Below are 19,729 nucleotides of genomic sequence, written 5' to 3'. Positions count from 1 at the left end.
CCACATCGGTCTAACCCTATTATTTGTTGTGTATACTCGAAATCGCCTGAAATTCTTTTGGGCAAACCTCCATTCATCCAATGAAGGGAAATTGTTATGAAGAAAGTTCTCTATGGCGCTTTAGCCATATTCACGCTGGCAACTGCTGGCGCGGCGAGTGCTGACCCGGTAGCGGTGGGTGAAGCAGCCGGCGCACAAGCAACTTCTGTGTCTGCAGGGATTTCTACTGCGACCAGCGCCAGCACTGTCGGGTCGGCAGTGGGTGTAGCACTTGCTGCAACCGGTGGTGGCGATGGTTCCAATACTGGAACGACAACCACCACGACGACCAGCACCCGTTAATTTCACGGGTGATTTAACCCTAACCACACTTCGGTGTGGTTATTTCTACTCTGGGAAAACCTCGTGCAGCGACTCGCAATCCTTCTTGCCTGCTTGTTACTTCAGGCCTGTTCTGATTCAACCAAGGGCCTTGGCGCTTCGCTTTGGCACAGCATTGTTGGCGATGACGGCATACAGCTAACCAATGACGAGCTCCAGAATATGCGCTACGCCAGCCAGTACATGCGCATTAATAACGGCCCGCAGATATTTGTGGTGTTGGCCTATGACGAAGAAGGCCAACAAAAATGGGTCACCCAGGACCGGGCGATGATCGTTACGGAAAAGGGTCGCATCGTGAAAACCACAGGCCTTAGCGACAACCTCCAGCAAGTGACTAACCGGGCAAGCGACCCGTTGGTAAAAGCGAACCAGATTGTGGATGGCACCCGCTGGACACGGCAAATGGCCTGGACCGAACACCAACAAGTGCACATGGCGACCGCCCGTTCAACTTTCACCTGGGAGGGGACAGAAACGTTGGACGTTGCTAACAGCACCACGTCCGTTCGCGTCCTCGACGAAGAAGTGACTGCCGCCGGGAAAACCTGGCATAACCGTTTCTGGATAGACAGCGAAGGCGAGGTACGCCAGTCAAAACAATATCTTGGACCAGATTATTGGCCTGTCACTACGATTTTGTTGAAGGCGGCAAAACAATGAAAATAAACGCCAGACCTAACCCATGGTGGATGGCGCTTTGCTTATCCACTCTGGGACTTAATGCCTACGCCGCCGGGAACGTGACAATTTATCCCGCGAATCAGCAACTGACCAACGTTGAACGCCTCGCTGATTTAGTCACCCAACCGTCGCTCGCTCAAGCGTGGTGGCCGGGGGCTGTCATCAGCGAGCGGCAGGCATCAACGGTTGCAGAGCAACAGCATCAGAAATTATTGGCTCAATTAAGCAAATTTGCAGCCGAAGAAAGCGGTGACGACGCGGCAGCCATCAATGGGTTGCGCCAGCAGATGCAGGCTATTCACGTCACCGGGCGGCAGTTTGTCGACCTCGATCCCGACTGGGTCCGCGTCCATCCTCTTGCCAATGTGCCTTTGCAAGGCGAATACAGCCTGTGGACCGGGCCGCAGCCTTCCACCATCACGCTGATGGGGTTGGTGAGCTCACCGGGTGCGAAGCCTTTCGTTGCAGGGCGCAGCGCGGATGAATATCTGGATGGCATAGAAAAACTCAGTGGTGCCGACCGCAGCTACGCATGGGTTATTTATCCGGATGGGAAAACACAAAAAGCGCCGGTGGCCTACTGGAATCATCGCCATGTCGAACTCACGCCGGGAAGCATCCTGTTTGTTGGTTTTAAAGACCGACTTTTTAATTCTGATTTCAACGAACTGAATCAGCAAATCCTTCACTCTCTGACTCATCGGAGACCGGATTGATGAAGAATAAAACTCTCTACAGTTTGCTGGCACTGGCGGTCTCCGCTGCCTGCCACGCAGAAACCTTCCCTGCACCTGTCGGCCCCTCGCAATCGGATTTCGGCGGTGTTGGTTTGCTGCAGACTCCCACGGCGCGTATGGCGCGCGAAGGGGAATTTAGTCTCAACTATCGCGATAACGACCAGTACCGCTTTTACTCGGCTTCGGTGCAACTTTTCCCATGGCTTGAAACGACGCTGCGCTACACCGACGTGCGTACTAAACAGTACAGTAGTGTCGACGCTTTCTCCGGTGATCAGACCTACAAAGATAAAGCCTTCGATATGAAAATCCGTCTTTGGGAAGAAGGGTATTACTTGCCGCAAGTGGCGGTGGGGGTACGCGACTTGGGCGGCACCGGGCTGTTTGACGGCGAATATGTGGTGGCGAGCAAAGCCTGGGGTCCGTTCGATTTTACCCTTGGCATGGGATGGGGCTACATGGGCACGGGCGGTAACGTAAAAAGCCCGTTTTGCGAAGTGAGCGACGGTTTTTGCTATCGCGACAACCGCTACAACCAGGCGGGTTCATTTAACTTCAGCGGCATGTTTCATGGGCCAGCTTCATTGTTTGGCGGTATCGAATACCAGACTCCGTGGCAACCGCTACGCCTGAAGTTGGAATACGAAGGCAATAATTACACGCAAGATTTTGCCGGGAAACTCGAGCAGCGTAGCAACTTTAACGTCGGCGCTATCTATCGTGTCACCGATTGGGCCGACGTTAACGTCAGCTATGAGCGCGGCAATACCTTTATGTTTGGCGTCACGTTGCGCACTAACTTCAACGATTTACGCCCAAGTTATAACGATAATCGCCGCCCGCAATACCAACCTCAGCCGCAAGACGAAATTTTACAGCCGACGGTGGTGGCGAATCAGCTCACACAGTTGAAATACAACGCCGGTCTGGCGAACCCGAATATTCAGGTGAAAGGCGACACCTTGTATGTGACGGGTGAACAGGTGAAATACCGCGATTCCCGCGAAGGGATTGAGCGTGCCAACCGCATCATCATGAACGACCTACCGGAGAACATCCGCACCGTTCGTATTACCGAAACGCGCCTGAATTTGCCACAAGTGACGACCGAAACGGATGTTTCGAGTCTACGTCACCATCTGGAAGGCGAGCCGCTTGGGCATGAAACGCAACTGGTACAGAAACGTCTTGAGCCAGTGGTGCCAGAGAAAACGGAGCAAGGGTATTTCATCGATAAATCCAGGATGAATTTCTCGATTAACCCGGTGCTGAACCAATCTATAGGCGGGCCAGAAAGCTTCTATATGTATCAGGTCGGTGTAATGGCAACTGCCGACTGGTGGGTCACGGATCATTTGCTGACGACCGGTAGCCTGTTTGCCAACATCGCCAATAACTACGACAAATTTAACTACACCAACCCACCGAATGACTCGACGCTGCCACGCGTGCGTACCCACGTCCGTGACTATGTAGAGAACGATGTCTACGTCAATAACCTGCAAGCCAACTACTTCCAGTATCTGGGGAACAGCTGGTATGGGCAGGTGTACGGTGGTTATCTCGAAACCATGTATGGCGGGGTGGGGGCAGAAGTGCTGTATCGCCCGGTCGACAGCAATTGGGCGATTGGTGCCAACGCCAACTACGTCAAACAGCGTGACTGGCAAAGCCCCTTGGACATGATGAAGTTCACTGACTACAGCGCGCCAACCGGCCATATCACAGGCTACTGGACACCGCCGTTTGCCGATGACGTACTCGTGAAATTGAGTATTGGGCAGTATCTGGCCAAAGATAAAGGCGGCACGCTGGAAATCTCCAAACGCTTCGACAGCGGTGTGGTGGTGGGGACTTACGCGTCTATCACCAACGTATCGAAAGAAGAGTATGGGGAAGGGGATTTCACCAAAGGTTTCTACGTCAACGTACCGCTGGATATCTTCTCTTCTTCGCCAACCCGCAGCCGCGCACAGGTAAGCTGGACACCGCTGACGCGTGACGGTGGACAGATGCTGGGACGTAAGTTTGAGTTGTATGGGATGACGAGCGATCGGGATATTAATTTTAGGTAATGGGGTATAGGAAATTAGGGTGGTTCCAGTAAGTTGTGCGGTTCAGTGAACGAAGCAATCACTGTTCCCCATAGGAATCACCCCACGGATTATCGGTATATAAGTAAATAAACTAGATCTGGATCACATTTTCAACGTATAACAACACCTCGGGACCCTAACCCACGAGGTGTAACAATGACAACAATCACCCGCGTTGAGTTAATCGCCAGCGTTCTACAAACAGTACTCAATCTGGCCCTGCTCACTCTTGGTCTGATCCTCATCATCTTTTTGGGCAAAGAAACCCTGCATTTAGCCAACGTGCTCTTTACGCCTGGCGAAGAGGTCAGCAAATATCTGTTTATCGAAGGGCTGGTGGTTTACTTCCTGTATTTCGAGTTTATCGCCTTGATCGTCAAGTACTTCCAGTCGGGTTACCATTTCCCACTGCGTTATTTTGTCTATATCGGCATCACTGCCATTGTGCGGCTGATCATCATCGACCATAAGGAGCCGCTCGACGTGTTGATTTATTCGGGCGCGATTTTGCTGTTGGTGATAACGCTGTGGCTGTGTAACAGCAGCCGTTTAAAGCGGGAATAAAAAAAAGGCGGCCCTGAGGCCGCCGGAAATAAATCTAAGATGAAATTGAGGGTTTTCAGTGGTATTACATAATGTGAAGCAATAACTTACAGGAAATCCTAACCTTTCACCCCGCCGGCCGTCAGGCCACTCACCAGCCAGCGCTGCGCCAGTAAGAACACCACGGTAATCGGGATAGCGGAAAGTACGGCCGCTGCGGCAAAGTCGCCCCACAAATAGTTTTGTGCGTTGAGATACTGCTGCATGCCCACCGCCAGGGTGTAGCTGTTCACATCGCGCAGCAGCAACGAGGCCACAGGCACTTCGGTAATGGCGGCGATAAACGACAGAATAAACACCACCGCCAGAATCGGTACCGACAGCGGCAGTAACACCAGGCGGAAGGCTTGCCATGGGGTTGCACCATCCAGCGCTGCCGCTTCTTCCAGTGAGTTATCGATAGTTTCGAAGTAACCTTTAATCGTCCAGACATGCAGTGCGATCCCGCCAAGATAGGCGAAGATCACCCCACCATGCGTATTCAGACCGATAAACGGAACGTACTGGCCGAGGCGGTCAAACAAGGCATACAACGCAACCAGTGACAGCACTGCCGGGAACATCTGGAAAATCAGCATCCCTTTGAGCAGCGTCGCTTTACCTGGGAAACGCATACGGGCAAAAGCGTAAGCACACGTCGTTGAGAGCGTCACAATACCCAGCGCAGTAATTACCGCGATTTTAATTGAGTTCCACAACCATAACAGCACCGGGAACGGCGGTGGCGTCACGCTGCCATCAGCATGTTGCACACTGAAACCCAGCGCCAGTTTCCAGTGTTCCCAGGATATTTGATCCGGGATAAGACTGCCGGTGGCGAAGTTACCCGGACGCAGTGAAATCGCAATCACCATCAGCAGCGGGAACATAATCGTCGCGATAAACAGCAGTAACAGTAAGTGCGTCGTGAAGAGTCGCAGTTTCTGAGATTTCGGTTGAACCATAGCCATGAGAGTGTCGCTCCTTAATCAAACTTCATGCGGGTGGCTTTCAAGTTAACAATCGCTAATGCCCCAACCAGCAGGAAGATAAGCGTTGCGATAGCCGCAGCTAAGCCAAAGTCCTGGCCACCGCCGCCTTCAAAGGCGATGCGGTAGGTATAGCTCACCAGCAAGTCCGTGTATCCGGCAGGTGTCGTGGTGCCGAGGCGGTCTGGCCCGCCGTTGGTTAACAGTTGAATCAGCACGAAGTTGTTAAAGTTAAAGGCAAAGCTGGCAATCATTAGCGGCGTCAGCGGCTTAATCAACAGCGGCAGCGTGATTTTAAAGAAGTTCTGGAACGGGCCTGCGCCATCCATTGCCGAGGCTTCATACAGGTCATCTGGAATGGCTTTCAACAAGCCCATGCACAAGATCATCATGTATGGATAACCGAGCCAGGTATTCACGATAATTATCATTGAACGCGCGGTGGTCGGGTCGCTAAACCAGGCGGGTTTGATACCAAACAGTGAGCTCAACATCATGTTGATTTCACCGAAGCTTTGGTTGAACAACCCTTTGAAAATCAAAATAGAAATAAACGACGGGACTGCGTACGGTAGAATCAGCATCACACGATAAATCGCTTTGCCTTTCAGGGATTCCCACTGCACGACGCACGCCAAAATCATGCCAACAGCCACGGTCAGAATCACCGTCAGGACTGAGAAGATCACCGTCCAGACGAAAATCGCCATGAACGGTTTTTGGATACCTTCATCGTGGAAGACGCGTAAGAAGTTTTTCCAGCCGATGGTCACGGTGTAGCCTGGGCTTAATTGCTCGTTGCTCCAGCTACCGTCAGCGTTAACCGATTGATAAAAACCAATGTTGTTATTCGGCTGGTACTTCACGCCGCTTTGGTTGTTAGTCAGTTCACCATCATCCGCCAGCGTATACAGTGGTCGTGTGCCAGAGAACTGGCGCAGGGAACTCATCGTCAGCGTGGTTTCATCAGGCATTTGGGCGGTGATTTGCGTCATCGCCAGGCGGTTTTGCGTAATGACACGCAGATTTGCTTTTTCGCCAGCTGGCAGCGCATCCGCTTCTTTCAGTTTCAGATGTTGTTCGCCGCCGAATTTAAAGGCGTCAGAGACAAAATTCTTGCCAGATTCACCCTCGGTGAGGGCCAGTTGCCACTCGTCACCTGCGGGGTAAAGGCCGAAATTAAAGGTTTTGCCCGCCTGATATTGGCGGTCCATCAGCACCTCCTGCGCCCGTTCTTGGGTCAGTTGGTTGGTGCTACTGTAGTTGGTGAAGGCGATGGCAATGGTACAAATCAATGGGAACAGAACAAACAGCCCCATACCGGCCATTCCAGGGTAAACATAACGCCAGGCATAAGCCTTACGATTGGCAAAAATATAGAGGCCAAGTGAGCTTAAAATCAGCGTCATTATGGCAAACAGGTACTCCCCCTGGGCGTACATTATTACAACAAGATAACCTACCAGTAGGCCCATCAGGCCGATGACTGACCATTTCAGTACATCGCTTTGCCACCAGTGGCTCTTTTTAACTACATCCATGGGGTCTTCCTCAACAGCTTTTCATCTAAAACCACCCTCACCGTAACCCTCTCCCTGAGGGATAGGGCCGGGGTGAGGGGGAAGTTCTTACTTAGTAATACGTCCCTGAGCGTCTTTCATCGCTTCATCAACAGTCTGACGACCGCTAACTGCGTTGATGACAGCAGTACGAACGGCATACCAGAACGCAGACATTTGCGGCACGTTTGGCATGATTTCGCCTTTCTGGGCGTTATCCATGGTTGCGGCGATGCGTGGGTCTTTCGCCAGTTGATCCTGGTAAGATTTCAGAGCAACAGCACCCAATGGCTTGTCTTTGTTGACTTCAGCCAGGCCCTGGTCGGTCATCAGGTAATTTTCCAGGAACTCTTTCGCCAGTTCTTTGTTCGGGCTAGCCGCGTTGATACCGGCACTCAGAACACCCACGAACGGCTTGGAAGATTTGCCTTTGAAGGTTGGCAGCAGTGCGACACCGTAGTTGATTTTGCTCTTATCAATGTTTGACCATGCCCACGGGCCGTTAATGGTCATCGCGGTTTCGCCTTTGTTAAAGGCTGCTTCTGCGATGGAATAATCGGTATCCGCATTCATGTTTTTGTTTTTAATCATGTCGACCAGGAAGTTCAGGCCCGCTTTAGCACCTGCACTGTTCACGCCCACATCTTTCACGTCATATTTGCCGTTTTCCAGTTTGAACGCGTAACCACCATCAGCAGCAATCAGCGGCCAGGTGAAGTACGGTTCTTGCAGGTTGAACATCAACGCACTCTTACCTTTCGCTTTCAGCTGTTTATCCAGCGCAGGGATTTCTTCCCAGGTTTTTGGTGGGTTCGGTACCAGATCTTTGTTGTAAATCAGAGAGAGCGCTTCAACTGCAACGGGGTAAGCAATAATTTTGCCGTTGTAACGAACTGCATCCCAGGTGAACGGAAACAGTTTGTCCTGGAAAGCTTTGTCTGGAGCGACTTCAGCCAGCAGGCCAGATTGTGCGTATCCACCGAAACGGTCGTGTGCCCAGAAGATAATGTCCGGGCCATCGCCAGTTGCTGCGACTTGCGGGTATTTCTCTTCCAGTTTGTCCGGGTGCTCGATGGTGACTTTAATACCGGTGTCTTTCTCAAACTTTTTACCCACTTCGGCCAGGCCGTTATAGCCTTTATCACCGTTAATCCAGATAACCAGTTTGCCTTCTTCTATCTTGGCCAGTGCAGAGGCGGAAAACATCATCGTTGTCAGAGCAGACAGAGCGAGGATGCGGGCGCCAGTTTTAATTTTCATAGTCCCATCCTTTGAATGGTGGATTGCGCGTGGATACATCAAGGTCAAGGTAGTGACGTTACGGTTGCCAGTTTGCTCAGATGGCAAGTGCTTCTCATCCTCCTTAGTCCTACGCCCCAGCTCGTTTAACTGTGATCTCCATTGCATAACTGGCAGTTATGTGTACTGGCGCACATAAAACCCCCCGGAATTTTGAAACCACGATCACGAAAATCTGTTGTGCAGACTGTAACCGGTTGCAGAAACCCGCTTCTCATCCTCCCGCCTCCTCCCCCATAAAAAACAGCAGGGTGGAGGAGTTACCAAATGTATAGATACGTCATAGTTCGACACATCTTGAATCACCTGCCCATTAGCATCGTGACTGAATGAATGAAGGGAGAAGTACATGGCAAGCGTACAGCTACGCAACGTAACAAAAGCCTGGGGCGACGTGGTGGTATCGAAAGATATCAACCTGGATATCCAGGAAGGTGAGTTCGTGGTTTTTGTTGGCCCGTCAGGCTGCGGAAAATCCACACTGTTGCGCATGATCGCGGGGCTGGAAACTATCACTAGTGGTGATTTATTCATTGGTGACACTCGCATGAACGACATTCCACCCGCTGAGCGTGGTGTCGGCATGGTGTTCCAGTCTTATGCTTTGTATCCCCATCTTTCCGTTGCAGAAAACATGTCCTTTGGCCTGAAGTTGGCCGGTGCCAAGAAAAGCGAAATTAATCAACGAGTCACTCAGGTTTCGGAAACGCTGCAATTAGCGCATTTGTTAGAACGCCGCCCGAAAGCGCTTTCTGGTGGGCAACGTCAGCGTGTCGCGATTGGCCGTACGCTGGTGGCTGAACCCCGTGTATTCCTGCTGGATGAACCCCTTTCAAACCTTGATGCGGCGCTGCGCGTGCAGATGCGCATTGAGATATCCCGACTGCATAAACGCCTCGGGCGCACCATGATTTACGTGACGCACGACCAGGTCGAAGCGATGACGCTTGCCGACAAAATTGTGGTACTGGACGCCGGTCGTGTCGCGCAAGTCGGTAAACCACTCGAGTTGTACCACTATCCGGCAGATCGTTTTGTTGCGGGCTTTATCGGCTCGCCAAAAATGAACTTCCTGCCAGTGAAAGTCACCGCCACTGCAATCGATCAGGTGCAGGTTGAATTACCAAACCGTCAGCAAGTGTGGCTGCCGGTAGAAAGCAAAGACGTTCATGTCGGCGCCAATATGTCTCTTGGTATTCGCCCGGAACATCTTCTGCCAAGCGATATTGCTGACGTCACTCTGGAAGGTGAAGTCCAGGTGGTTGAGCAACTCGGTCATGAAACCCAGATTCATATCCAAATCCCCGCCATCCGTCAGAACTTGGTGTACCGCCAGAATGACGTGGTGTTGGTAAAAGAGGGTGCCACATTCGCTATTGGCTTACCGCCGGAGCGTTGCCATCTGTTCCGTGAAGATGGCACTGCTTGTCGTCGGTTGCATCAAGAGCCAGGTGTTTAAGCATTCCCATAAAAAAGAAAAGCAATGATTCAGGAGATAGAATGATGATTACTCTGCGCAAACTTCCACTGGCAGTTGCCATAGCAGCAGGCGTTATGTCTGTTCAGGCACTGGCTGTAGATTTCCACGGTTATGCCCGTTCTGGTATCGGCTGGACCGGTAGCGGCGGACCACAACAATGTTTCCAGGCAACTGGTGCTCAATCTAAATACCGTCTGGGTAACGAATGTGATACCTACGCGGAAATTAAATTAGGTCAAGAAGTCTGGAAAGAAGGCGATAAGAGCTTCTATTTCGATTCCAACATTGCCTATAACTCTTCACAGCTAAATGACTGGGAAGATGGCAATACTCCAGCAATTCGTGAATTCAACGTAGTGGGTAAAAACCTCATCGACGCACTTCCTGGCGCAAACATGTGGGCAGGTAAGCGTTTCTACCAACGTCATGATGTTCATATGATTGACTTCTACTACTGGGATATTTCAGGCCCGGGTGCAGGTCTGGAAAACATCGATGTTGGTGCCGGTAAACTCGCCTTCGCTGCAACTCGTTCTACTGAATCAGGCGGTTCTAATGCGAATGCTGAAGTCGACCCGGTCACAGGTGAACTTACTTATAACAACGAAGTACCAAACGACGTGTTTGACGTGCGTTGGTCTGGTTTAGAAATCAACGACGGCGGAACACTGGAACTGGGTCTTGACTACGGTCACACCAACGCTCCTGATGACTATCATCTGCAACCAGACGCGTCTAAAGACGGCTGGATGGGTACTATTGAACACACCCAAAGCATGATGAAAGGCTTTAACAAATTCGTTGTCCAGTACGCAACTGACTCTATGACCTCTAATGGCAAAGGTCAGGCGCAGGGCGGCAGCATCAACAACGACGGTAGCTTGATTCGTGTCATCGATCACGGTGCCATTACTTTGGCCGACAAGTGGGACCTGATGTATGTCGGTATGTACCAGGACCTGGATAAAGATGATAACCAGGGGACTGAGTGGTACACCCTCGGTGTGCGTCCAATGTACAAATGGACGCCAATCATGAGTACCTTGCTGGAACTGGGCTACGACAACGTGAAATCCCAGGAAACTGGCGACACTAACAGCCAATACAAAATTACCCTGGCACAACAATGGCAGGCAGGCGACAGCATTTGGTCGCGTCCAGCACTGCGTGTCTTCGCAAGCTATGCACGTTGGGATGAAGCATGGGGTTACGCCAAAGATGCTAACGGCGATGCAACTCGCTTTGCTATCGCAGACAATACCGGCAACGGTAACTTCTCTACCAGCCGCGGCGATAACGACGAGTTCTCCTTCGGTGCTCAGATGGAAATTTGGTGGTAATTCAGCTTTAACCTGATGCTATGAAACGATGAGGGGTTCGCCACTGAGCCCCTCGTTATTACCCTTGTATGCCAATGCCTGTTTAGGTGGAAAGTGCTATTGCCTGGCTAACTTTCCACCGACTTCTCAGTCGAGGTTTATAACAATGAAAATGAAAAAAAGTCTCCTGGCGCTCTGCCTTACAGCGGGGTTGCTCGCCAGTCTGCCTGGCGTAAGCCTGGCGGATGTGAACATCGTGCCTCAGGATCTCTCTGCCGCACCTGCAATCCCGGCCTCTGCATTGCAACAACTGCAATGGACCCCGGTTGATCAAACCAATACCCAAAAAACCAATCTCGCCACCACTGGCCAGAACCTGAATGTCGGTGATATTACTGGGCCGGTTGCTGCCTACAGCGTACCGGCAAGCATTGGGGAGCTGACCATTACGCTTTCCAGTGAAGTGAATAAAGAGTCAGTTTTTGCGCCAAACGTGTTGGTTCTTGACCAGAACTTGACGCCTGCTGCCTATTTCCCGTCCAGTTTCTTTGCCTATGAAGAGCCGGGTGTGATGTCTGCCAATCGTCTGGAAGGCGTCATCAAATTAACTCCAGCGTTGGGGCAACAAAAACTCTATCTGCTGGTCTTCACCACCCATAAAGACCTCCAACAAACCACCACCATGGTTGACCCAGCGAAAGCTTATGCCAAGGGTAACGGTAACGCCGTTCCGGATATTCCAGACCCGATTGCACGCCATGGCACAACCGGTGAGTTGTCGCTTAAAGTCAGAACCTCTTCCAGCTCCAGCATTTTGGTTGGGCCACTGTTTGGCTCAAAAGGCCCAGGTCCGGTAACGGTCGGGAATACTGCGGCACCAGCCGCCACTTACGCAGCACCTGCCGCAACGGTGGCAGCGGCCCCAGCGCCAACTTATTCAGCTCCGGCTCCAGCTCCAGTTGCCGCTCCTGCGCCAGCCGTGAAAACAGAGCCAGTGCTTAACGATACAGAAAGCTACTTCAACCAGGCTATCAAGCAAGCAGTAGACAACGGCGATGTCGATAAAGCCTTGAAACTGTTGGATGAAGCCGAGCGTCTTGGATCAACTTCTGCCCGTAAAACTTTTATCAGCAGTGTAAAAGGCAAGGGGTGATGGTTTCCCCGCAATGCTGATGCTTGAAGTATTGGTGCGCCTCGGCGCACCTTTTTTTCCTTTGTCATCCTTCAAGTTGACTCGGCGTTGGCTGTACTCGAAAACCCAAGTCACTGACTTGAGTTAGCTCCCTGGGATTTTCTCGTTTGCCGCCTTGATTCAACTCGAATGATTTTGAAGGATTAGCTTATTCTTCCCCGGCATTGTTAAACGCTTGTTTTGCTTTTCCCTGCCCCGCTATACCCATTCTGCGTTACAATGACCACCGGTTTTGTTTCGGAGAAATTCACATGTCTGACGCGCTTTCGCCACTGCGCGCCTTACGTTTTGAGGCTACGATTCCCGAGGGGCTGAGTGCATCGCTTCTTGACTGGTTGTTGCTTGAAGACTCAATGACTAAACGCTTTGAACAGTATTGTTCACAAGTCACTGTTCGCATTGTGCGTGAAGGTTTTTTCGATTCCCCTGTCGATTTCCCCGAAGCTGATATGATGCCAGAAGCCAAACGCTACTGGCTGCGTGAAGTTGTGCTCTGCGGTGACGATGTACCCTGGCTGCTTGGGCGCACAGTCGTACCGGAGTCAACCCTTGAAGGGCCAGAGCTCGCTTTGCAGCGACTCGGAACCACGCCGCTCGGGCGTTATCTATTTAGTGCATCTTCCCTGACGCGGGATTTTATTGAGATTGGACGCAGTGCGGAGCTGTGGGGGCGTCGTTCCCGCCTGAGATTAGCCGGAAAGCCATTGGTGCTGACCGAGTTATTCCTTCCCGCTTCACCGCTGTATGTTGAGGAAAAATAATGGAGTGGAGTCTGAAACAGGGCAAATTGCAGGCGTACCAACGCCTGATGCGGCTGGATAAGCCAATTGGCTCGCTTTTATTGTTATGGCCCACTTTATGGGCATTATGGCTTGCGACACCAGGTGTCCCACCGCTGACCATTTTATGCGTGTTTATCGCTGGAGTCTGGATGATGCGCGCTGCCGGTTGCGTGGTTAACGATTACGCCGATCGCAAGTTTGATGGTCACGTAAAACGTACCGCCCATCGTCCGCTACCGAGCGGTGCCGTCAGTGAAAAAGAAGCGCGTATTCTGTTTGTGGTGCTGGTGCTGCTTTCATTTTTGCTGGTGTTGACACTCAATACCATGACGATTTTATTGTCTGTCGCGGGATTAGCGTTAGCCTGGGTTTATCCGTTTATGAAGCGTTATACCCATCTGCCACAAGTGGTGTTGGGGGCGGCATTCGGTTGGTCCATCCCGATGGCGTTTGCCGCGGTCAGTGAATCTGTTCCGCTAAGCTGTTGGCTGATGTTTTTGACCAATATTTGCTGGGCGGTCGCCTACGACACGCAATATGCGATGGTTGACCGCGATGACGATCTGAAAATCGGCATCAAATCCACGGCGATACTGTTTGGTCGCTATGACAATCTGATTATCGGGATTTTGCAGTTTTCGGTGATGGTATTGTTGGCGCTGACGGGTTGGCTGAACGGATTAGGTGGCGCTTTCTATTGGTCAATTGCGCTAGCGGGTGGGCTCTTTATCCATCAGCAACGGTTGACGGCGAATCGCGACCGCGATGCCTGTTTCCGCGCATTCCTGAATAATAACTACGTTGGGTTGGTGTTGTTTATTGGCCTGGTGTTGAGTTACGTACCTATCTGATTCAGAGATTAAATGGCGGATAAGCAATCGCGTTATCCGCCAGATTTCCTTACTCGGTCGCAGCCTGCGACGTCGCACTTTCAATCGTCAAACGCACATCAGGCATGATCAGTTCTGCCAACATCTGGTAGACCTTCATGGTTTCGGTTGGCTCTGCATCCCCGGTGTCGCTGATATAGCGTTCATCACGCAAGGTTAATACCAGCGAGGTAAATACGGCTTTATCAAAGAATTCCGGTGCATTAATGCCATGCAAAACAGATAAACGCTGGGCAACGGTGCGACTTTCACGCTCCAGTGTCCCACGGTTAATCGACGGATTCGCGCTAAGCAACCAGAAAGTAATCGCATAACGCTGCAGCGTTTCACGAACACCTGCTGCCAGTAACTGCATGGTGCGTGAACGCGCAGGATTAATCTGCACGTCATCACCATCCTGCATCACCAGTTCCTGACGTACCAATTCATTGAGCATAATGTCAATTTCACTGGCAAGCTCGGTGGTGCTCCAGCGCAGGAACAACTCAGCCTTCAGCATCGGGTAAAGTAGCGTGACCTGACGCAGCAGTTCGCTACGGGAGATGCGACGATGTTGAGTAATGATCGCTGCCAGCAGAGAAGGCAACACCAGCATGTGCATGATGTTGTTACGGTAATACGTCATCAGAACCGCTTGCTCGCGCGGCAATATGATGATGTCACCGATAGTGTCTTTCTCTACTTCAAACTTGTTCATCTGCAACGCGTGTTCAATAAGCGCTTCTGCTGGCAAGTCTGGTGTGGTCGCGTCCGGTGAATACGGCACATTACGCAACAGGCTCAGGTAACAGTTGAGTTGCTCTGTCAGTTGTTCACGGGTAAGTGAACGCTGACGCGAGGCCAATAGCGCGGTACAGCACAGGTTCATGGCGTTCGCCGCACCTGCGTTGTTGATACGTACCATCAATTCGGCAGCAATTTCATTGACCGTTGGTGTGAGCCACGCAGGGCGGATCGCTTCGATTGGGTCGATGGAATCACGCCATTCAGGAACACGCTGGCTGAGGAATGTCATCAACGGCATGGGTTCGCCAAAATTCACATAGCCCTGACCGAGGTTACGCAGCTTGCTCAAGCCGCGCACCATCTGCATGAAACTTTCTTTCTCTTTGGTCGCGCCACGCAGCTCTTTAGCGTAAGTCCCCACTTCCATTACATGTTCGTAGCCAATATAAATCGGCACCAATGTAATAGGACGAGTCCCACCACGCAGCATTGCCTGAATGGTCATCGACAAGGTGCCGGTTTTCGGGTCGAGCAAACGCCCGGTACGAGAACGACCCCCTTCCACGAAATATTCAACGGAATAGCCACGGCTAAACAGCTCGCCCAGATATTCACGGAACACGGTGGAGTAGAGCTTGCTGCCTTTAAAGGTACGGCGGATAAAGAACGCACCGAGGCGACGGAAAATCGGGCCAGCTGGCCAGAAGTTCAGGTTGATACCCGCCGCAATGTGCGGAGGAACCAGCCCCTGGTGATAGAGCACGTAGGACAGCAGCATGTAATCCATATGGCTGCGATGGCAAGGGACATAAACAATCTCATGACCATCGTGAGCCAACTGGCGCACACGCTCAGCGTTATGAACGTTTATCCCCTGGTACAAGCGGTTCCACGTCAGGCTCAGCACGCGGTCGCTCACACGGATAGCTTCATAAGAGAAGTTGGCCGCAATCTCTTCCATGAGTGCCACAGCGTTTTGCTGTGCTTTTTCATGGGAGATTTTCTTGCTGCGTGCTTCATCTTCGACTGCGCGAGCGATAGCTTTCGATGCCAGAAGTTTGTTAAACAAGTCCTGACGTACCGGCAGACGTGGCCCAATGGTCGCTAAACGTTGGCGAGCAAAGTGCATACGCGCCACGCGAGCCAGTTTCTGAGCGATCTTTTTATCCGTACCGTGCTCGGTGGCCATATTGCGCAGTGAGACGGGGGGGGAGAAACGCACGAAACTATCGCGACCAAGCCAGGTCACGGCGAAAAATTTCTGGATGCCGTTCAGCATCTTTAATGGCGGATTAACTTCGCCTTTTTCGCGCCCCGGTGAGCGGCCAAACATCACCGATACTGGCACCATCTGCACATCCAGATTTGGATTGCTGCGGTGCAAGTCGAGGTAATCGTGGAACAGTTTGATCGACTCTTCTTTCGGCGCGTAATAAGTGAATACACGCGGGCCACCGTGGATAAAGACGTAGCGCGGCAGTACCGCCCCGTCGATTTCTAACGGCTCAAGCGGGTCGGGTAAGCCATGTGCGAGACATTGCGCACGCAGCGTTAATAAGTCCGCCTTAGAGTTATACGGCAGAACGTACATTATTGGGCGTGTGGGATCTAAGCCCAGTTCGGCTTGTGGATTTGCCGGTATGGACTTGCTCTTTACCAGAACGCTTAATGGTAAATTAAGTAATTTGTAGTAGATTCTTGGCCAGCCTGACATAAACGATGTAAAGCCTCAGGTTAATGATGCAATTTCGCCGCAAGAATATCAGAATCTCACCCAGATTTCTGTGGCGTTACAATATAGATAAGCATTGACCCATATTTTTTGAAAAGGTTTCCCAAAATGGCGAGTAACATCACCGGACTTACCCGTATCATCAAAGCCGCAGGCTATTCATGGAAAGGGCTCAAAGCAGCCTGGATTAACGAAGCCGCGTTTCGTCAGGAAGGCGTATGCGTGTTTATCGCTATTGCCATTGCCTGCTGGTTAGATGTTGACCCTATCACCCGTATTTTACTGATTGGCTCTGCCGTACTGGTCATGATTGTCGAGATCCTCAATAGCGCGATTGAAGCACTTGTCGACCGCGTTGGTACTGATTATCACGAGCTTTCAGGACGCGCCAAGGACATGGGGTCGGCCGCCGTATTAATCGCCATTATCCTTGCAGTTATAACCTGGGTCACACTGCTTTGGCAGTATTTGCGATGATATTTCCAGAATAGTTAAGTGGCTGGTTTTTTGCTTAATTTGTGGTTCCAAAATCGCCTTTGACTGTATATACTCACAGCATAACTGTATAAACACCCAGGGGGCGGAATGAAAGCGTTAACTACCAGGCAGCAAGAGGTGTTTGATCTTATTCGGGATCATATTAGCCAGACTGGCATGCCACCGACTCGTGCCGAGATTGCTCAACGTCTGGGGTTCCGTTCTCCGAACGCCGCTGAAGAGCACCTTAAAGCACTTGCCCGTAAAGGCGTCCTTGAGATTGTCTCTGGTGCGTCGCGCGGTATCCGCTTGCTAGTGGAAGAAGTTACCGGTATTCCACTGGTTGGGCGTGTAGCTGCAGGTGAGCCGCTCCTGGCCCAGCAGCATATAGAGGGTCATTACCAGGTTGATCCATCACTGTTTAAACCTAATGCTGATTTCCTGCTGCGTGTCAGTGGTATGTCTATGAAAGACATCGGTATTATGGATGGTGATCTGCTCGCGGTTCATAAAACTCAGGATGTGCGTAACGGCCAGGTTGTGGTTGCGCGTATTGATGATGAAGTTACCGTTAAGCGCTTAAAACAGCAGGGTAATGTTGTGCATCTTCTGCCAGAAAATAGCGAGTTTGAACCTATTGTGGTTGATCTGCGCGAACATAACTTCTCCATTGAAGGGTTGGCGGTTGGGGTTATTCGCAACGGTAACTGGCTGTAAATCTTCTTCTTGCTGTGCATCCAAAACAATTCAAGTTGCATTGAGGCGGCAAGAGAACGCATCCCTATGAGCTTACTCAGGTAAGTGATTAGGGGTGTGAACGTAGCCAACAAAAATGCAGCTTAAAGTATGAAGAATGTCATGAGATTTTTCTCGACTGCTGACAAAGCCCTCTGGCACCTCGCATTACCCATGATTATCTCCAACATCACCGTGCCTTTGCTGGGGCTTGTGGATACGGCGGTAATCGGTCATCTGGATAGCCCTGTCTATCTTGGCGGTGTCGCTATTGGCGCTACGGCGACCAGCTTCCTCTTCATGCTTTTGCTATTCCTGCGTATGAGTACCACGGGCTTAACCGCTCAAGCGTTCGGGGTCAATAATCCCTCGGCATTAGCACGAGCCTTGGTGCAGCCATTATTACTGGCACTGGGTGCAGGCGTGGTAATTGTCGCTCTACGTGAACCCCTCATTTCCCTGGCGTTACATGTCGTTGGCGGCAACCAGGACGTGCTTTGGCAGGCGCAACGTTTTCTTGAGATCCGCTGGCTAAGCGCCCCGGCTTCATTAGCTAACTTGGTTTTACTGGGCTGGCTGTTAGGCGTTCAGTATGCACGTGCACCGGTTATCTTGCTGGTGGTCGGCAATGTGCTAAATATCGTGCTGGATGTGTGGCTGGTCATGGGGCTGCATATGGATGTTCAGGGGGCGGCATTAGCGACGGTCACTGCAGAATATGCGACATTTTTCATCGGGTTGCTGATGGTGAAAAAGGTCATGGGCCTACGTGGAATTAGCATTGAGATGCTGATGCAAGCCTGGCGCGGCAACATTCGACGGTTGCTGGCGCTTAATCGGGACATCATGCTGCGCTCGCTGCTGTTACAGCTCTGCTTCGCCTCTGTCACTATCTTTGGCGCGCGGTTAGGTAGCGAAATCGTTGCGGTTAATGCCGTGCTGATGACGTTACTGACCTTCACCGCCTACGCACTTGATGGGTTCGCGTACGCTGTTGAAGCCCATTCAGGGCAGGCGTTTGGTGCTAAGAACCGGGGCCAATTGCTTGAAGTTTGGGGAGCAGCCTGTCGCCAGGCGGGTTTAGTCGCACTGATGTTTGCCGTCATGTACGCACTGTTTGGCGAGAAAATTGTTTCACTCCTGACCTCTATCCCTGAATTGCAGCTACAGGCCGATCGCTACTTGCATTGGCAGATTGTTTTGCCGGTGGTGGGGGTCTGGTGCTATTTGCTTGATGGTATGTTTATTGGCGCAACCCGTGGTGCTGAAATGCGTAACAGTATGGCGGTGGCGGCATTGGGCTTTGGGCTAGCGCTATTTACAGTGCCTGCTCTTGGGAATCATGGCCTGTGGTTATCAGTAGCTGTGTTTCTGGCTCTGCGTGGCTTGTCTTTGGGATGGGTTTGGCGTCGCCATTGGCGCCACAATACTTGGTTCCCCACTGGAACTCATAAATAGTTACAACTCCTGACGCGTTTTTAATCGCTCTCCAGCATGCTGATTTACCACCGGATTATGGGCAGGTCAGCATCATTTCTTCTTACCTCTGTGGTTCAATATTCTTATTTACACCCTCTTTGCCATATCCTTGACTACAATTATTAGCACGTCCAGCAGAAATAGAGTGTCAGCCAAGCGGCAGCACGGGGACGTTTTTTAGCAGTACTTCTTTTAGCAGTACTTCACCGAACGATGAGGATAGTATTATGAATAAAGACGAAATCGGCGGTAACTGGAAACAGTTCAAAGGCACAGTAAAAGAGAAATGGGGCGAACTGACTGACGATGACATGACCGTCATTGAAGGGAAACGCGATCAGCTAGTGGGTAAAATCCAGGAACGTTATGGATACGAAAAAGACCAGGCAGAGAAGGAAGTCGTTGATTGGGAAAAACGTAACGATTACCGCTGGTAATCTCATCCCTCAGATGTGTTAACTCTCAAAGGCAATCTGCCCAGGTACAAGGACGTACCAATTACCCTTCATACTTCAAGCTGCAGATGCGTTAGCTTCACTCAGTCACCCAAATCACTTACTGAAGTAATCTCATTGGGATTCCTGCAATCG

The 19,729-nt window shown here is 51.2% G+C and carries 18 protein-coding genes; 14 read left to right on the top strand and 4 right to left on the bottom strand.

The window, feature by feature from the left end:
- Positions 1-96: 96 nt before the first annotated feature.
- The 5 genes from yjbE (at position 97) to psiE (ending at position 4,462) form a co-directional block, all read left to right on the top strand.
- The gene (gene yjbE / locus VJY99_RS19120) at positions 97-342 is read left to right on the top strand and encodes an exopolysaccharide production protein YjbE (protein WP_324121307.1); all 246 of its coding nucleotides are present in this window, start codon (positions 97-99) and stop codon (positions 340-342) included.
- Between the two features lie 63 nt (positions 343-405).
- Complete coding sequence (locus VJY99_RS19115; protein WP_324121305.1) at positions 406-1,044, top strand: YjbF family lipoprotein; 639 nt, start codon at positions 406-408, stop codon at positions 1,042-1,044.
- Between the two features lie 29 nt (positions 1,045-1,073).
- Positions 1,074-1,781 (top strand): capsule biosynthesis GfcC D2 domain-containing protein, encoded by a 708-nt coding sequence (locus VJY99_RS19110; RefSeq protein ID WP_414641624.1) that lies wholly within the window; start codon positions 1,074-1,076, stop codon positions 1,779-1,781.
- Positions 1,781-3,877 (top strand): YjbH domain-containing protein, encoded by a 2,097-nt coding sequence (locus VJY99_RS19105; RefSeq protein ID WP_324121302.1) that lies wholly within the window; start codon positions 1,781-1,783, stop codon positions 3,875-3,877. The genes VJY99_RS19110 and VJY99_RS19105 overlap by 1 nt, the downstream gene beginning before the upstream one ends.
- Positions 3,878-4,054: 177 nt before the next feature.
- Positions 4,055-4,462 (top strand): phosphate-starvation-inducible protein PsiE, encoded by a 408-nt coding sequence (psiE, locus tag VJY99_RS19100; protein WP_324121300.1) that lies wholly within the window; start codon positions 4,055-4,057, stop codon positions 4,460-4,462.
- A gap of 98 nt (positions 4,463-4,560) precedes the next feature.
- Here psiE and malG read toward each other — a convergent pair whose 3' ends face one another.
- From malG to malE, 3 genes are all read right to left on the bottom strand, one after another.
- Positions 4,561-5,451, bottom strand: coding sequence for a maltose ABC transporter permease MalG (malG, locus tag VJY99_RS19095; RefSeq protein WP_324121299.1), 891 nt, complete (start codon positions 5,449-5,451; stop codon positions 4,561-4,563).
- A 14-nt stretch (positions 5,452-5,465) separates the two neighbouring features.
- Entirely contained in the window at positions 5,466-7,010 is a 1,545-nt protein-coding gene (gene malF, locus VJY99_RS19090) for a maltose ABC transporter permease MalF (protein WP_324121297.1), read from the bottom strand.
- A gap of 87 nt (positions 7,011-7,097) precedes the next feature.
- Positions 7,098-8,288, bottom strand: a complete 1,191-nt coding sequence (gene malE / locus VJY99_RS19085; RefSeq protein WP_324121296.1) for a maltose/maltodextrin ABC transporter substrate-binding protein MalE — start codon at positions 8,286-8,288, stop codon at positions 7,098-7,100.
- A gap of 388 nt (positions 8,289-8,676) precedes the next feature.
- Here malE and malK point away from each other — a divergent pair, with 388 nt between their 5' ends.
- From malK to ubiA, 5 genes are all read left to right on the top strand, one after another.
- Positions 8,677-9,786 (top strand): maltose/maltodextrin ABC transporter ATP-binding protein MalK, encoded by a 1,110-nt coding sequence (gene malK, locus VJY99_RS19080; RefSeq protein ID WP_324121294.1) that lies wholly within the window; start codon positions 8,677-8,679, stop codon positions 9,784-9,786.
- A 41-nt stretch (positions 9,787-9,827) separates the two neighbouring features.
- A complete protein-coding gene (locus VJY99_RS19075) occupies positions 9,828-11,147 on the top strand; it encodes a maltoporin (protein ID WP_324121292.1) in 1,320 nt (439 codons plus the stop codon).
- Positions 11,148-11,292: 145 nt separating this feature from the next.
- Complete coding sequence (malM, locus tag VJY99_RS19070; RefSeq protein ID WP_324121290.1) at positions 11,293-12,279, top strand: maltose operon protein MalM; 987 nt, start codon at positions 11,293-11,295, stop codon at positions 12,277-12,279.
- A gap of 290 nt (positions 12,280-12,569) precedes the next feature.
- Positions 12,570-13,079, top strand: coding sequence for a chorismate lyase (ubiC, locus tag VJY99_RS19065; RefSeq protein ID WP_324121288.1), 510 nt, complete (start codon positions 12,570-12,572; stop codon positions 13,077-13,079).
- The gene (gene ubiA / locus VJY99_RS19060) at positions 13,079-13,951 is read left to right on the top strand and encodes a 4-hydroxybenzoate octaprenyltransferase (RefSeq protein ID WP_324121286.1); all 873 of its coding nucleotides are present in this window, start codon (positions 13,079-13,081) and stop codon (positions 13,949-13,951) included. The genes ubiC and ubiA overlap by 1 nt, the downstream gene beginning before the upstream one ends.
- A gap of 49 nt (positions 13,952-14,000) precedes the next feature.
- Here ubiA and plsB read toward each other — a convergent pair whose 3' ends face one another.
- Positions 14,001-16,430 (bottom strand): glycerol-3-phosphate 1-O-acyltransferase PlsB, encoded by a 2,430-nt coding sequence (gene plsB, locus VJY99_RS19055; protein ID WP_324121284.1) that lies wholly within the window; start codon positions 16,428-16,430, stop codon positions 14,001-14,003.
- Between the two features lie 126 nt (positions 16,431-16,556).
- On the opposite strand from plsB, the gene VJY99_RS19050 reads away from it, so the two are divergent.
- The 4 genes from VJY99_RS19050 (at position 16,557) to VJY99_RS19035 (ending at position 19,576) form a co-directional block, all read left to right on the top strand.
- A complete protein-coding gene (locus tag VJY99_RS19050; protein ID WP_324121282.1) occupies positions 16,557-16,925 on the top strand; it encodes a diacylglycerol kinase in 369 nt (122 codons plus the stop codon).
- A 108-nt stretch (positions 16,926-17,033) separates the two neighbouring features.
- On the top strand, positions 17,034-17,642 hold the full coding sequence (lexA, locus tag VJY99_RS19045; protein ID WP_324121280.1) for a transcriptional repressor LexA: 609 nt from the start codon (positions 17,034-17,036) through the stop codon (positions 17,640-17,642).
- Positions 17,643-17,783: 141 nt separating this feature from the next.
- Positions 17,784-19,118: an MATE family efflux transporter DinF gene (gene dinF / locus VJY99_RS19040; protein WP_324121278.1), complete on the top strand. Its 1,335-nt coding sequence runs from the start codon at positions 17,784-17,786 to the stop codon at positions 19,116-19,118.
- A 248-nt stretch (positions 19,119-19,366) separates the two neighbouring features.
- Positions 19,367-19,576, top strand: coding sequence for a CsbD family protein (locus VJY99_RS19035; RefSeq protein ID WP_324121276.1), 210 nt, complete (start codon positions 19,367-19,369; stop codon positions 19,574-19,576).
- Positions 19,577-19,729 lie beyond the last annotated feature (153 nt).

The sequence above is a fragment of the Buttiauxella sp. genome (genome assembly GCF_035271705.1).
Lineage (GTDB): Bacteria > Pseudomonadota > Gammaproteobacteria > Enterobacterales > Enterobacteriaceae > Buttiauxella.
The sequence above is the reverse complement of the archived record's forward strand: the minus strand, read 5'-3'. Positions and strand labels throughout refer to the sequence as shown.

Excerpts from the sequence above, each read along its gene's own strand:
- yjbE (WP_324121307.1), top strand. The coding sequence starts at position 97 with ATGAAGAAAGTTCTCTATGGCGCTTTAGCCATATTCACGCTGGCAACT.
- VJY99_RS19110 (WP_414641624.1), top strand. The coding sequence starts at position 1,074 with ATGGCGCTTTGCTTATCCACTCTGGGACTTAATGCCTACGCCGCCGGG.
- VJY99_RS19105 (WP_324121302.1), top strand. The coding sequence starts at position 1,781 with ATGAAGAATAAAACTCTCTACAGTTTGCTGGCACTGGCGGTCTCCGCT.
- psiE (WP_324121300.1), top strand. The coding sequence starts at position 4,055 with ATGACAACAATCACCCGCGTTGAGTTAATCGCCAGCGTTCTACAAACA.
- malG (WP_324121299.1), bottom strand. The coding sequence starts at position 5,451 with ATGGCTATGGTTCAACCGAAATCTCAGAAACTGCGACTCTTCACGACG.
- malF (WP_324121297.1), bottom strand. The coding sequence starts at position 7,010 with ATGGATGTAGTTAAAAAGAGCCACTGGTGGCAAAGCGATGTACTGAAA.
- malE (WP_324121296.1), bottom strand. The coding sequence starts at position 8,288 with ATGAAAATTAAAACTGGCGCCCGCATCCTCGCTCTGTCTGCTCTGACA.
- malK (WP_324121294.1), top strand. The coding sequence starts at position 8,677 with ATGGCAAGCGTACAGCTACGCAACGTAACAAAAGCCTGGGGCGACGTG.
- VJY99_RS19075 (WP_324121292.1), top strand. The coding sequence starts at position 9,828 with ATGATGATTACTCTGCGCAAACTTCCACTGGCAGTTGCCATAGCAGCA.
- malM (WP_324121290.1), top strand. The coding sequence starts at position 11,293 with ATGAAAATGAAAAAAAGTCTCCTGGCGCTCTGCCTTACAGCGGGGTTG.
- ubiC (WP_324121288.1), top strand. The coding sequence starts at position 12,570 with ATGTCTGACGCGCTTTCGCCACTGCGCGCCTTACGTTTTGAGGCTACG.
- ubiA (WP_324121286.1), top strand. The coding sequence starts at position 13,079 with ATGGAGTGGAGTCTGAAACAGGGCAAATTGCAGGCGTACCAACGCCTG.
- plsB (WP_324121284.1), bottom strand. The coding sequence starts at position 16,430 with ATGTCAGGCTGGCCAAGAATCTACTACAAATTACTTAATTTACCATTA.
- VJY99_RS19050 (WP_324121282.1), top strand. The coding sequence starts at position 16,557 with ATGGCGAGTAACATCACCGGACTTACCCGTATCATCAAAGCCGCAGGC.
- lexA (WP_324121280.1), top strand. The coding sequence starts at position 17,034 with ATGAAAGCGTTAACTACCAGGCAGCAAGAGGTGTTTGATCTTATTCGG.
- dinF (WP_324121278.1), top strand. The coding sequence starts at position 17,784 with ATGAGATTTTTCTCGACTGCTGACAAAGCCCTCTGGCACCTCGCATTA.
- VJY99_RS19035 (WP_324121276.1), top strand. The coding sequence starts at position 19,367 with ATGAATAAAGACGAAATCGGCGGTAACTGGAAACAGTTCAAAGGCACA.